Below are 11,689 nucleotides of genomic sequence, written 5' to 3' on the forward strand. Positions count from 1 at the left end.
TAGCACGCGAGAATTACACGGGAGTTGAACTTGGCCACGCTTGGAATGTCCCCCGCGGAGAAGGACGCCGTCGAGGCGTTCCGTCGCGACGTCGTCGAACCGTCGATGACCAGCCTCGTGATCATCGATTTCTGGGCGGAATGGTGCGGGCCGTGCAAGGCGCTGACGCCGACGCTGGAGAAGGTCGCCGCCGATTATGCCGACAAGGGCGTCGTGCTGGCGAAGGTCGATACCGACAAGAACCAGTTCATCGCCGCGCAATTCCAGATCAAGTCGATCCCCACCGTCTATGCGATGTTCCAGGGCCAGCTGGTCGCCGACATGACCAGCGCGCGCACCGAATCGCAGCTGCGCGTGATCCTCGACCAGTTGCTCAAGCAGCTGCCGATCGAAGCCGGCGCAACCGACGCGGTGCCCGACGTCGAGCCGTTGATCGCGATCGGTGAAGAGGCGCTCGCGGCCAATGACGGCGAGCGCGCGCTGGGGATTTTTCGTGAGATCGCGGAGATCGCGCCCGAGCATCCGCAGGTCCATGCCGGTTTCGTCCGCGCGCTGGTCGCGACCGGGCAGCTCGACGAAGCGACGGACTGGCTGGCGAACCTTGATCCGGCGATCGCCAAGGACCCGGCGATCCACCGCGCCCAGGCGGCACTCGCGCTCGCGCAGTCGGCGACGCCGGTCGAGGACCTGTCGCCTCTGCAGGCTGCGGTCGAAGCGAACCCCGACGACCTGCAGGCCCGGTTCGCGCTCGCCAATGGCCAGATGGCGGCGAAAGACCGCGATGCCGCCGCCGACACGTTCCTGGGCATCATCGCCACCGAGCGCGACTGGAACGAGGGCGCGGCGCGGACGCAGTTGCTGAAATTGTTCGAGGTCGTCGGGCTCGAAGACCCGTGGGTGTCTGGACAGCGACGCCGCCTGTCTGCGATCCTGTTCGGATGACCACCGAGTCCGCCCCTCCTCGCGCCACAACGCGGCTGTCGATCTTCCCGCTGCCGGGCGCGCTGCTGTTCCCCGGCATGCACCTGCCGCTGCACATGTTCGAGCCGCGCTATCGGGCGATGATCAGCGATGCGATGGCGCGCGATCGGCGGATCGGGATGATCCAGCCGCGGGGTGGACCGCATGACGACGCGGATGCGCTGTACGACATCGGCTGCGTCGGCAAGATCGCCGAAGTCGAGGCGCTCGACGACGGGCGCTACAATGTCGTGCTGGAGGGCATCGCGCTGTTCCGAATCGTCCGCGAGTTGGATGTGACGACCGCGTTCCGCCAGGTCGAGGCGGAATTGCTGCCGTTGATCGAGGACGATGCGTTGTCGCTCGGGCGGCGCTCTTCGCTGGAACTGGAATCGCGCCGGTTCGCGGACATGCAGGGCTATGCGGTCGACTGGGATGCGGTCGGACGGCTCGACGACGAGAGCCTGGTCAACGGCATCGCGCAGATCGCACCATTCGACGCAGCCGCAAAGCAGGCGTTGCTCGAGGCACCGGATATCGAGCAGCGCGCCGAACTGATCATCCAGCTGATGCAGTTCTTCGGGCGGCATGACGGCGACGAATCGGTGACGTTGCAGTGAGCGCGCTCGATCCGTGGCTGCTCGAACGCCTCGTCTGCCCGATGACGCGAACGCCGCTCCGCTATGATGAAGCAGCACAGGAGCTCGTCTCGGACGCGGCCGGTCTGGCCTATCCGATCCGGGACGGTGTGCCTGTTATGCTTATCGAAGAAGCGCGGCAGATCGAATTAAAAATTTATTGATCGGGTGCGAAATCACGGGTGGCATTGTTAGCGAGACTGCTTTCGCAACACGCCATTGTCTCGATCTGGTGGTTAGCCGGCGAAACGCGGCCGACTGTTGACAAAACGCTGAACTGCGTCATCTTGTGTAAGCGACCGGCAGCGCATCGGCGTAGCCCTGCCAGATCCTTCGGGCGTCGGTCGCGTCTACCTATACCATCGTGCTTCATGCGGCCAATCCTTGTACTTCGTCGGCCCCAATGATCGGCTGGCACTAATCACCTCGGCTACCGCCTTTCGCCATCCAGAGCTGTTATCTCCCCACATGAACTGGCTTGCGTAGAGGTGCACATCCGCGAGTTGGATCATCCTGCTATGGTGTGATTTGGCAAAGTGTACGGTATCGATGAGATTCTCGATGCCTTTGCCCTTTGCCCAACGAGTACTGCCCCGCCGAAACTCCGATAGGTTCGCGACGGATGTACCAATTGCAGGCTCGTCGTAGTCCCCAAATAGCATGCCAAGGGACGATCTGGCGCGAAGCAATTCGTCTACCTTCTCAACGAAAAACATGAACGCTATGTCTGCGGGGGAATCGCTTGAGTGAGTAATGTTCGCCGGGTTCACCTTGACGCGAATGAGCATGACATCCTCTCGCGCCACGATCGCGAGAAGCTCCTTGAGAAGTTCCAGGCGTTCGCCAAAGTCCCGACCTTTGAAGTTGCCCTTACCCCTGCAGAGCTCGATTCCGTGGATCTCGGTATCCTTATTCAGCACCGCCGAGCCGAATGCGCGCTCCGCGATAGCACTGATCTTAGCCTCGATCTCCGGTACCAGCTCGTGCGCAACGCATACGCCACCCAGCCAATAGGAGGGCTGCTCAGGCGGGCCAAACTTTACTTCGTCATAGTAGATGAGATGCAAGAATCAGCTCCTACCGAGAAAAATCACTTCCCACCAGCATTTACGCAACTTTGCTACCATTAGTTTTGGCGAGTTGGGCCTTCCCAATGGCCGGCGCGACCAAAACTCTATCGGCTGTGCGTAATCATGGATGCCGAAACAAGCCCGACATGACGGACAACCGACTTAGACTCGCAGCCTCAGACCGTTATCCCCTGCAACAGCTTGGGCAAGTCGCCGCTTTCACCGCGTGCTTCCGCCATGAAGCGATCCTTGAGCGGCGGGATCGCGTTGACGGCGCTGATGCCGAAACGGCGGACGGCGCTGGCGGTCTTGCCCGGGAGGCCGAACAGGCGGGTGAGCGTGTCGGTGGCGGCCGCGGTCATGAACGTGTCGAGCCCGCGCCAGCGCTGGTAGCGCGCGAGCAGTGCCGCGTCGCCAAGGTCGAGGCCGAGGCGCTTGCCCTCGACCAGGACTTCGGCGAGCGTCGCGACGTCGCGGAAGCCGAGATTGAGGCCCTGCCCGGCGATCGGGTGGATGCCGTGGCCGGCGTCGCCGACCAGCGTGAGACGCTGGTCGGTGATGCGCGCGGCGTGGTGGAAGCCGAGCGGGTAGCTCGACCGCGGCGTCGCCATCGACAGCGCGCCGAGGAAGCCGCCCATGCTCTTTTCCGCTTCGGCGAGGAACGCGCGGTCGCCGAGCTTCAGCATGCCGGGCGCGTTCTTCGCGTCGACCGTCCAGACGATCGCGGAGCGGTGGCCGTCGGCGTCGTCGGGGAGCGGGAGCAGCGCGAACGGGCCGCTTGCGTAGAAGATCTCGTACGCGACGTCCTCGTGCGAACGTTCGTGGTGGAACGCGGCGATGATCGCGGTGTGCTCGTACGACCAGCGCGCGATCGTGATTCCGGCGGCCTCGCGGGTCGGCGAGTTGCGGCCCTCCGCGGCGATCAACAGCGGCGCGCGGATCGTGTCGCCTGAGTCCAGCGTGGCGGTGACGCCCGATTCGGCACGGTCGACCGTCGTCGCGCGCGTCTGCATGCGCAGGTCGACATGCGGCGCGGCGGTCGCGGCGTCGAACAGCGTGCGACGGAGCAGCTTGTTCTCGTACATCGTACCGAGCGCGCCGTCGTCCGCGGCGGGGACGAAATCGAGTGCGCCGGGTTCGAGGCCATCGCTCACCCGGATCTGGCGGATCGCACAGCCCTGCCCCGCCAGCGTCGCGCCGATGCCGATCGCGTCGAGCATCCGGTGGCTCGCGCTCGCGACCGCGGACGCGCGTCCGTCGAAGCCGGGCGCCAGCGTCACCGCGGGGTCGGCGGGGTCGATCACGATCGTCGAGATGCCGTGCACGTCGAGCGCCACGGCGAGCGTCGCACCGACCAGCCCGCCACCGAGGATGATTACATCTGTGTCCATGGTCGCGCTTTATCCCGGTAGCCGGTCGCTGCCAACGACGTTCCCGACGCGGTTTAACCCGTGTTGCAGCGCGGTTATCTTGACGTTGACGCTGCCGGGGACGATGCATTTCTCTATTGTAGAGAAACTGGAGAATACGGGTCATGGCCAGCCGCGCGCAGCCAGCCTTGTGGCGTGAGACGGTGAAGGCGGGTGCCGTCCGCAGCGGCGCGCTGATCGCGGCGATCGCGTTGTTCGTCGGCACACTGCTGATGGCGCTGGCCTTGGCGAGCTATCACCCGAGCGACGCGGCACTCAACACAGCGTCGGGCGCCTATCCGGACAATCTCGTCGGCCCGCCGGGCGCGTGGTTCGCCGATATCGCGCTCACCCTGTTCGGGCCGGCGGTCGCGCTGTTGCTGCCGATCGGCCCGATTCTGGGGATGCGGCTGTGGCGCGACCTGCCGCTTGGGCATTGGCTGCGGATGGTGCGCGGCGCGGCGATCGGCGTCGCGCTGATGGCGAGCGCGCTGGCGTTCGTCTCGGGCACCTCGGTATTGGCACTGCCTGCCGGATGGGGTGGGGTCATTGGCTTGTCCGTTGCGAGCGCCGTGCATTGGGGGCTGAGCTTTGTCGGTCAGCCGGTTGCGGAACTCTGGACCGCGCGCGCGATTGGGCTCGTCGCCGCGATTGCGGGCGCGATCGTCTGGGGCAAGAGCATCGAGATCGATCTCGGCGAGCGCAAATGGCGCCTCCCCCGCCGCAACCGGACGGAGGCGCTCGGCTATGACGGCTTCGCGGAGATCGACGAGGACGACGACGAACCGCTGACGTTGACGCGCAAGCCGGTCGAGCCGCGTGCTTTGGCAGAGCCGGACCCCCGCCCTGCCCCGGTGATCGCGGATCGCCAGAACGCGCCGTCGCAGGCCAAGCCCAAGGAGCGCCAGTCGTCGCTCGACCTGCGCGACAATTTCACGCTGCCGAGCCTCGACCTGTTGACGCCGTCGCCGCCGAGCCAGGGCAATGTGATCGACAAGGCCGGGCTGGAGCGTAACGCACGGCTGCTGGAAAACGTGCTCGACGACTTCCACGTGAAGGGCTCGATTATCGAGGTGCGGCCGGGACCGGTCGTGACGATGTACGAACTCGAGCCCGCGCCCGGTATCAAGGCAAGCCGCGTGATCGCGCTGGCCGACGATATCGCGCGCAACATGTCCGCAATCTCCGCGCGTGTGGCTGTGATCCCGGGGCGCAACGTGATCGGTATCGAGCTGCCGAATGCGCGGCGCGAGGCGGTGAGCCTGCACGAACTCGTCGGCAGCCAGACGTTCGAGGACCAGTCGGCGCAGCTGCCGATCATTCTCGGCAAGAACATCGCGGGCGATTCGGTGATCGCCGATCTCGCGCCGATGCCGCATCTGCTGGTCGCGGGCACCACCGGCTCGGGCAAGTCGGTCGGGCTGAACAGCATGATCCTGTCGCTGCTGTACAAGCTGACGCCGAACCAGTGCCGGATGATCATGATCGATCCGAAGATGCTCGAACTGAGCATGTACGACGACATCCCGCACCTGTTGTCGCCGGTCGTGACCGATCCCGCCAAGGCGGTGCGTGCGCTGAAATGGGCGGTGGAGACGATGGAGGATCGCTATCGCCAGATGTCCTCCGTCGGCGTGCGCAGCCTCGCCGGCTTCAACGACAAGGTGCGTGGGGCGAAGGCCAAGGGGCAGCCGCTCGGGCGAAAAGTGCAGACGGGCTATCACCCCGATACTGGCGCGCCGATGTACGAGGAAGAAAAGCTCGAATACGACGTCCTGCCGCAGATAGTCGTAATCGTCGACGAGCTCGCCGACCTGATGATGACCGCGGGCAAGGAGGTCGAGTTCCTAATCCAGCGGCTCGCGCAGAAGGCACGCGCGGCGGGCATCCACCTGATCATGGCGACGCAGCGGCCGTCGGTCGACGTCATCACCGGCGTCATCAAGGCCAATCTGCCGACGCGGATCAGCTTCCATGTCACGTCGAAGATCGATTCGCGCACCATCCTCGGCGAACAGGGCGCAGAGCAGCTGCTCGGCAAGGGCGACATGCTCTACATGCCCGGCGGCAAGGGCATCGTCCGCGTCCACGGGCCGTTCGTGACCGACGACGAAGTGCGGCTGGTGGCGGATCACTGGCGCTCGCAGGGGCTGCCGGATTACATCTCCTCCGTCACTGAGGAGCCCGAGGAGAGCTTCGCGCTGGAAGGCTCGCCGACCGGTGAGGATTCGGCCGAGGACCAGCAGTATCGCCAGGCGATCCAGCTGGTCTGCGAGTCGCAGAAGGCCTCGACCTCGTGGCTCCAGCGCCAGTTGCGGATCGGGTATAATTCCGCCGCGCGGTTGATCGAGCGGATGGAGAAGGACGGCATCGTTGGCCGTCCGGATCATGTCGGCCGCCGCGAAGTGCTGCGCGATACCGAGGGGCATGCGATCTAGCCCTGCCCGCGCGCGGTCGTTTGCCTCGCTGTCCCTCGCGAACGCGGGGGTCCAGGAACCAAGAACGATATCGTCTGGAACCCTGGGCTCCCGCCTTCGCGGGAGAACTGGGAGGGCGCCCTTCACTAAGTGACGCACGCAGACCGGGGTTTCGATCAGCCTACGCCCGGTATACGGGGTTGATACAAGTTACGAAAAACAGGTGGGCGTGATGCAGTATCGGCGGTTGTTTACGGCAGCGGTGGCGCTCGCCATGTCCGGTCAAGTCTCCGCGCAGGACACCGCCAAGCAGACCCCCGGCAGTACCGCGACCGACACGCAGCACCGTCCCCGCGCGGGCGTTCGCCGCGACAGCGATCTCTCCCCTTCCGCGCTGACCGCCGATACGCGGCGCACCCCGCCCCCCGGTTTGTTCGCCGACTGGTTCGACATCCGCAAGCGCCTCGCGGATCGCGGTATCGGTGTCAGCGCCCGCTATGCCTCGGAAAGCGGCTACAATTTCTCGGGCGGCGACCGGAAGCTGTTGCGCGAGACAGGCCAGTTCGACGTCGGCGTACTGCTCGATCTCGACAAGGTGGTTGGACTGAAGGGCGGCGCATTCCAAGCGACCGTCACCTATCGCCGTGGCCGCGATCTCGGCGCGGACGCCAATCTTGGCGTGCTGCAACAGGTCCAGGAAGTATACGGCCGCGGCCAGACCGTCCGCCTCACGCAATTCTGGTACGAGCAAAAGATCGGTGAGAAATTCGAGATCAAGGCGGGCCGGACCAATCCCGGCGAGGATTTCGCGGTCTTCTCCTGCTATTTCCAGAACCTCAGCTTCTGCGGCGCGCAGCCCGGCAATCTGGTCGGCGATTACTGGCAGAACTGGCCGGTCGGCCAATGGGGCGCGCGGCTGCGCTACGACGTCAACGATCATCTGACGCTGAAGACCGCCGCCTACGAAGTGAACCCGCGCAATCTCGAAAAGGCCTTCGTGATCGGCCGGTTCCATGGCGCGATCGGCGCGCTGATCCCGGTCGAGGCCGAATGGCATCGCGGCGATAACGATGGCCGGGTCGGCGCGTACAAGGTCGGCGGCTGGGTCAACACGTCGAACGGCGACGACGTGTTCTACGATGTGAACCGCCAGCCGATCGCGATCACCGGGCTCGAACCCCTCCGCCGCAGCGCACGCTACGGCGTGTATCTCAATCTCCAGCAACAGGTCACCGGCACGTCGAAGGACGGCAAGTCCGTCACCGGGCTCAGCGTCTTCCTCAACGCGACGCAGGCCGATCGTGCGACCTCGACCACCGACAACCAGATCGCCGCCGGGCTGTTCTACAAGGGCCTGGTGCCGTGGCGGCCGGGCGACATCCTCGGCTTCGGCATCGCGCGGACCAACGTCAACGGGCGCGTCGCGAAGGGCGAGGCGCTCGATCCGACGCGGCCCGCCGTGCAGGACGCCGAATATGCGTCGGAGATCTATTACAGCGTGCATCCGACGCGGTGGCTGGAACTGCGCCCGAACGTGCAGTTCATCCACAACCCCGGGGGTGTGCATGACGCGAACGACGTCGCGGTGCTCGGCCTGAAGGGCGCGATTACGCTGTAACGGGGGTATCGACTTTACACGTTGCCGACATCCGCCTCCCCCGTCATCCTGACGAAAGTCAGGATCCAGAGTAACACTCGCTGCCCTGCTTCATCCTGGGTCCTGACTTTCGTCAGGATGACGGATGCAGGTTGTGCAGTGACCGCACATCGAATTCAGTGGCGGTTCAAGCGCGCGCGGGCAACGGTCCGCGCCAAGGAGATTTCGATGTTCAATACCCGCCCCGTGGTGATCGCGACGATCGCCGCTTTGTCCGTCGTTGCCGTGCCCTCGCCGATCGCCGCGCAGGCGACCGGTGACTTGGCCGCCGTGCAGAAGCACCTGCAATCCGTCGAGACGATGACCGCGAATTTCTCGCAGGCGGATCGCAACGGCAAGGTGCTGACCGGCGTGCTGACGCTGAAGAAGCCCGGCAAGCTGCGCTTCCAGTATGAGAAAGGCGTGCCGATCCTGATCGTCGCCGAGGGCGGCGCGCTCACCTTCATCGATTATTCGGTGAAGCAGGTGCAGCGCTGGCCGATCAAGAACTCGCCGCTGGGCGTGCTGCTCGATCCGACCCGCGACATCACGCGTTATGCGAAGCTCGTCCCCGGCTACGACCAGCGGATCGTGTCGGTCGAGGCGAACGATCCGAAGCACCCGGAATATGGCCGGATCACGCTGGTGTTCGTCCGCAACGCGACCGCGCCGGGCGGGCTGATGCTGCAGGGCTGGGTCGCGCTCGACAGCCAGAACAACCGCACGACGATCCGCCTGACCAACCAGAAGTTCGGCGAACCGGTCAGCGACAACACCTTCCGCTGGAACGATCCACGCCGCACGGGTGTAAGAAAGTAACATAAAATCGGTGTCATTCATGCAAGCGACAGGTTCGGCCCCCTAGAGAGTGGCCTGCGGATGTGGGGCATTCGGGATTTTTCCCCCTGTTGCCCGGATGGTTTCCCCATTTCTTGCCTGCGTGACGAACGCTGAGTTGGCCCTCGCTCCATGCCCCCGGAGCGGGGGTCTTTCGCGTAGAGCGGCAGGAAAATCAATTTTCCTAACTCGCTCAAGCGCGGCCGACGGGCCAAGCCCGGTCGACGACAGCGGCTTTGCCGATGGCGCCTTCTAACTTCTCACCTTCTTCCCACCCCCAGCAGCGTTCCTTGTCCCCACCCCAAGGCAACGCTACATCGCGCTCGTGAAGATCGTCTCCTGGAACATCAACTCGGTCCGTTTCCGGATCGCCATCGTCGAACAGTTTCTGCGCGACGAGCAGCCCGACATCCTGTGCCTGCAGGAGACGAAGGTGATCGACGGCGACTTCCCCTTGGAGGCGTTCCGCGCACTGGGTTACGAACACATCGTCCTGCACGGCCAGCGCATGCACCACGGCGTCGCGATCCTGAGCCGTGTGCCGATCGTCGAGGACGACCGATTCGACTGGCAGGCGAACAGCGAGGCGCGCCACATCGGCGTCCGGCTGGAGAACGGCGTCCGGCTTGAGAACGTCTACGTCCCCGCCGGCGGCGACGTCCCCAATCGCGAGGTGAACCCCAAGTTCGGCCAGAAACTCGACTTCATCGAACGTATGACGACCTGGTCCGAAACGCTGCCCGGCCCCACGATCCTGGTCGGCGACTTCAACATCGCCCCGCTCGAATCGGACGTGTGGAGCCACAAGCAGTTGCTCGACGTCGTCAGTCACACCCCCATCGAGGTCGAGGCGCTCGGCAAGTTGCAGGCGGCAGGCGACTGGGTCGATCTCGGCCGCCGCTTCCACCCTGCCCCCGCCCGCCTGTTCACATGGTGGAGCTACCGCGCCAAGGACTGGGCCGCGTCGGATCGCGGCCGCCGGCTCGATCACATGTGGGCGACCGGTGCGGCCGCCGAAGCCGCGGTGTCGCACCACGTCTACGAACGCTGCCGAAGCTGGCTCAAACCGTCCGACCACGTCCCGATCATGACCGAGTTCGCGTTTTGAGCAACCCTCGCGCCGCCGCCCGCGCGGTCGATGCGCTCAGACGTGGCTGGCCGATCTCGATCGAGGGGCTGGTGTTGCTCGCGGTCGAGACGGCGGATGCTGAGCGGTTGGCCGCGTTCGATCCGGAGGCGAATGGCGGCGTGCTGATCTCGTCGGGGCGCGCGGCAACGTTGAAGCTCGCGAACCAGCTCGCGGCGGCGGATCCGACCGAGCCCGTACTCGTCGATCGCCCCCCCTGGATCGACTTCGCCGCCGCTACCGCGTTGGCCGATCCGCAATTCGACTTGGCGACGCCATTGAAAGGTCCGTTCCGTACGCTCCCGGTAACCGATCCCGAAGCAGCGGCCGCCGCATTACGCCTAGCGAGGATTGCCGGACTGCTGCCCGCCTTCTTCCTCGGCACCGGCGAACCCGAAGTCGACATAACCACTGCGGACATCGACGCACACGAAGACGCGAACCGCCTGACGCTCGCGGCGCGCGCACGGCTTCCGGTCGAGGGCGCGGAGGATGCGGAAATCGTCGCGTTCCGCAGCCCCGAAAGCGCAGACGAGCACATCGCGCTGCTGATCGGCCAGCCCAACGGCCAGCCGCCGCTCGTCCGCCTCCACAGCGAGTGTCTGACGGGCGACGTGCTCGGCAGCCTCAAATGCGATTGCGGGCCGCAGCTGCGCGCCGCGATCCACGCGATCCAGCAGAGCGGCTGGGGTATCCTGCTGTATCTGCGGCAGGAAGGTCGCGGGATCGGCCTAGTCAACAAGCTGCGGGCGTACGCATTGCAGGACCAGGGCTTCGATACGGTCGACGCGAACACGCGGCTCGGCTTTGCGGTCGATGCGCGCGATTTCGGCGTGGCGGCGCGGATGTTGACTCTGCTCGGCCAGCGCGAGGTACGGTTGCTGACCAACAATCCCGCCAAGGTGGCGGGGCTCGAAGCCGCAGGCGTGACGGTGATCGAACGCGTGCCGCATTTCCTCCCCTCGAACCCGCATAACGCCCAGTATCTCGCGACCAAGCGCGACCGCACGGGGCACCAGTTCTGACCGATATCCCACCCTCACGGCGCCTGATCGTGGTGTTCGGCGCGGCCGTTCGTCCCGATGGCAGCCCCAGCCCCACCCTCGCCCGTCGTATCGCGTTCGCAGCGGCGGCGGCGGCGCGCTACGTCGATGCGGACCTGTTCTGCTCCGGCGCAAAGGGGGCGCATGGCCCTTCGGAAGCATCGGTGATGGCGGATGTGCTGGCCGAGACGGTCGACCGGTCGCGAATACATCTCGACCAGGCCAGCGTAGACACGTTGCAAAGCGTCGTCGCCGCGACCGCGTTCGCACGCTCGGGCGAGTACGCGCAGTGCATGATCTGCACCGACGGCTATCACCAACCGCGCATCCGGATGCTGTTCGCGATGCTGGGCATGCCGGCGAGCGCGATCCACGTGCCGCACGGCGGGAGCCGGCGGTACCAGCTCAAAATGCGATCGCGGGAAGCGGCGGCGATCCCGTATGATCTGGTCGCGGGGATCGGTGCGATCTGGCAGCGGAAGCGGGCGGGCTAAGCGACCATCGCCTCCACGCTGGTCGAGCGGAGCACCCTTGGCCGTCGTCTAGTTTGTTT

Annotated in this window: 11 protein-coding genes; 9 read left to right on the forward strand and 2 right to left on the reverse strand. The window is 65.3% G+C overall.

Translation table 11 applies throughout. The features are described 5' to 3' along the window. The first annotated feature begins 45 nt into the window (after nucleotides 1-45). The 3 genes from C8J43_RS03795 to C8J43_RS03805 are packed head-to-tail and all read left to right on the forward strand — an operon-like array spanning nucleotide 46 to nucleotide 1,762. Complete coding sequence (locus C8J43_RS03795; RefSeq protein ID WP_133030031.1) at nucleotides 46-942, forward strand: tetratricopeptide repeat protein; 897 nt, start codon at nucleotides 46-48, stop codon at nucleotides 940-942. Further along, nucleotides 939-1,580: an LON peptidase substrate-binding domain-containing protein gene (locus C8J43_RS03800; protein WP_056064511.1), complete on the forward strand. Its 642-nt coding sequence runs from the start codon at nucleotides 939-941 to the stop codon at nucleotides 1,578-1,580. The genes C8J43_RS03795 and C8J43_RS03800 overlap by 4 nt, the downstream gene beginning before the upstream one ends. Continuing rightward, entirely contained in the window at nucleotides 1,577-1,762 is a 186-nt protein-coding gene (locus C8J43_RS03805) for a Trm112 family protein (protein ID WP_279388822.1), read from the forward strand. The genes C8J43_RS03800 and C8J43_RS03805 overlap by 4 nt, the downstream gene beginning before the upstream one ends. 186 nt (nucleotides 1,763-1,948) lie before the next feature. On the opposite strand, the gene C8J43_RS03810 is transcribed toward C8J43_RS03805, so the two are convergent. Together C8J43_RS03810 and C8J43_RS03815 are read right to left on the reverse strand one after the other, a co-directional pair. Beyond that, on the reverse strand, nucleotides 1,949-2,665 hold the full coding sequence (locus C8J43_RS03810) for a DUF3800 domain-containing protein (protein WP_133029764.1): 717 nt from the start codon (nucleotides 2,663-2,665) through the stop codon (nucleotides 1,949-1,951). 179 nt (nucleotides 2,666-2,844) lie between these two features. Next, a complete protein-coding gene (locus tag C8J43_RS03815) occupies nucleotides 2,845-4,059 on the reverse strand; it encodes a UbiH/UbiF/VisC/COQ6 family ubiquinone biosynthesis hydroxylase (RefSeq protein WP_133029765.1) in 1,215 nt (404 codons plus the stop codon). A 143-nt stretch (nucleotides 4,060-4,202) separates the two neighbouring features. Here C8J43_RS03815 and C8J43_RS03820 point away from each other — a divergent pair, with 143 nt between their 5' ends. The 6 genes from C8J43_RS03820 (at nucleotide 4,203) to C8J43_RS03845 (ending at nucleotide 11,630) form a co-directional block, all read left to right on the forward strand. Continuing rightward, complete coding sequence (locus C8J43_RS03820) at nucleotides 4,203-6,515, forward strand: DNA translocase FtsK (RefSeq protein ID WP_133029766.1); 2,313 nt, start codon at nucleotides 4,203-4,205, stop codon at nucleotides 6,513-6,515. Nucleotides 6,516-6,768: 253 nt separating this feature from the next. Next, nucleotides 6,769-8,112 carry a carbohydrate porin gene (locus C8J43_RS03825; protein WP_243645392.1) on the forward strand — a complete coding sequence of 448 codons (1,344 nt, stop codon included), beginning with the start codon at nucleotides 6,769-6,771 and terminating at the stop codon, nucleotides 8,110-8,112. 207 nt (nucleotides 8,113-8,319) lie between these two features. Next, on the forward strand, nucleotides 8,320-8,949 hold the full coding sequence (locus tag C8J43_RS03830) for an outer membrane lipoprotein carrier protein LolA (RefSeq protein WP_133029768.1): 630 nt from the start codon (nucleotides 8,320-8,322) through the stop codon (nucleotides 8,947-8,949). A 343-nt stretch (nucleotides 8,950-9,292) separates the two neighbouring features. Then, entirely contained in the window at nucleotides 9,293-10,075 is a 783-nt protein-coding gene (locus C8J43_RS03835; RefSeq protein ID WP_120300828.1) for an exodeoxyribonuclease III, read from the forward strand. Next, complete coding sequence (gene ribA / locus C8J43_RS03840) at nucleotides 10,072-11,118, forward strand: GTP cyclohydrolase II (protein ID WP_133029769.1); 1,047 nt, start codon at nucleotides 10,072-10,074, stop codon at nucleotides 11,116-11,118. Before C8J43_RS03835 ends, ribA begins: the two co-directional genes overlap by 4 nt. 29 nt (nucleotides 11,119-11,147) lie before the next feature. Next, complete coding sequence (locus tag C8J43_RS03845; protein ID WP_165899539.1) at nucleotides 11,148-11,630, forward strand: YdcF family protein; 483 nt, start codon at nucleotides 11,148-11,150, stop codon at nucleotides 11,628-11,630. Nucleotides 11,631-11,689: the final 59 nt, after the last annotated feature.

This window comes from Sphingomonas sp. PP-CE-1G-424, assembly GCF_004341085.1.
Taxonomy (GTDB): Bacteria; Pseudomonadota; Alphaproteobacteria; order Sphingomonadales; family Sphingomonadaceae; genus Sphingomonas.

What these genes read in the sequence shown, in the direction of transcription:
- C8J43_RS03820 (WP_133029766.1), top strand. Translation starts at nt 4,203, where the DNA reads ATGGCCAGCCGCGCGCAGCCAGCCTTGTGGCGTGAGACGGTGAAGGCG.
- C8J43_RS03830 (WP_133029768.1), top strand. Translation starts at nt 8,320, where the DNA reads ATGTTCAATACCCGCCCCGTGGTGATCGCGACGATCGCCGCTTTGTCC.
- C8J43_RS03800 (WP_056064511.1), top strand. Translation starts at nt 939, where the DNA reads ATGACCACCGAGTCCGCCCCTCCTCGCGCCACAACGCGGCTGTCGATC.
- C8J43_RS03815 (WP_133029765.1), bottom strand. Translation starts at nt 4,059, where the DNA reads ATGGACACAGATGTAATCATCCTCGGTGGCGGGCTGGTCGGTGCGACG.
- C8J43_RS03795 (WP_133030031.1), top strand. Translation starts at nt 46, where the DNA reads ATGTCCCCCGCGGAGAAGGACGCCGTCGAGGCGTTCCGTCGCGACGTC.
- C8J43_RS03825 (WP_243645392.1), top strand. Translation starts at nt 6,769, where the DNA reads ATGTCCGGTCAAGTCTCCGCGCAGGACACCGCCAAGCAGACCCCCGGC.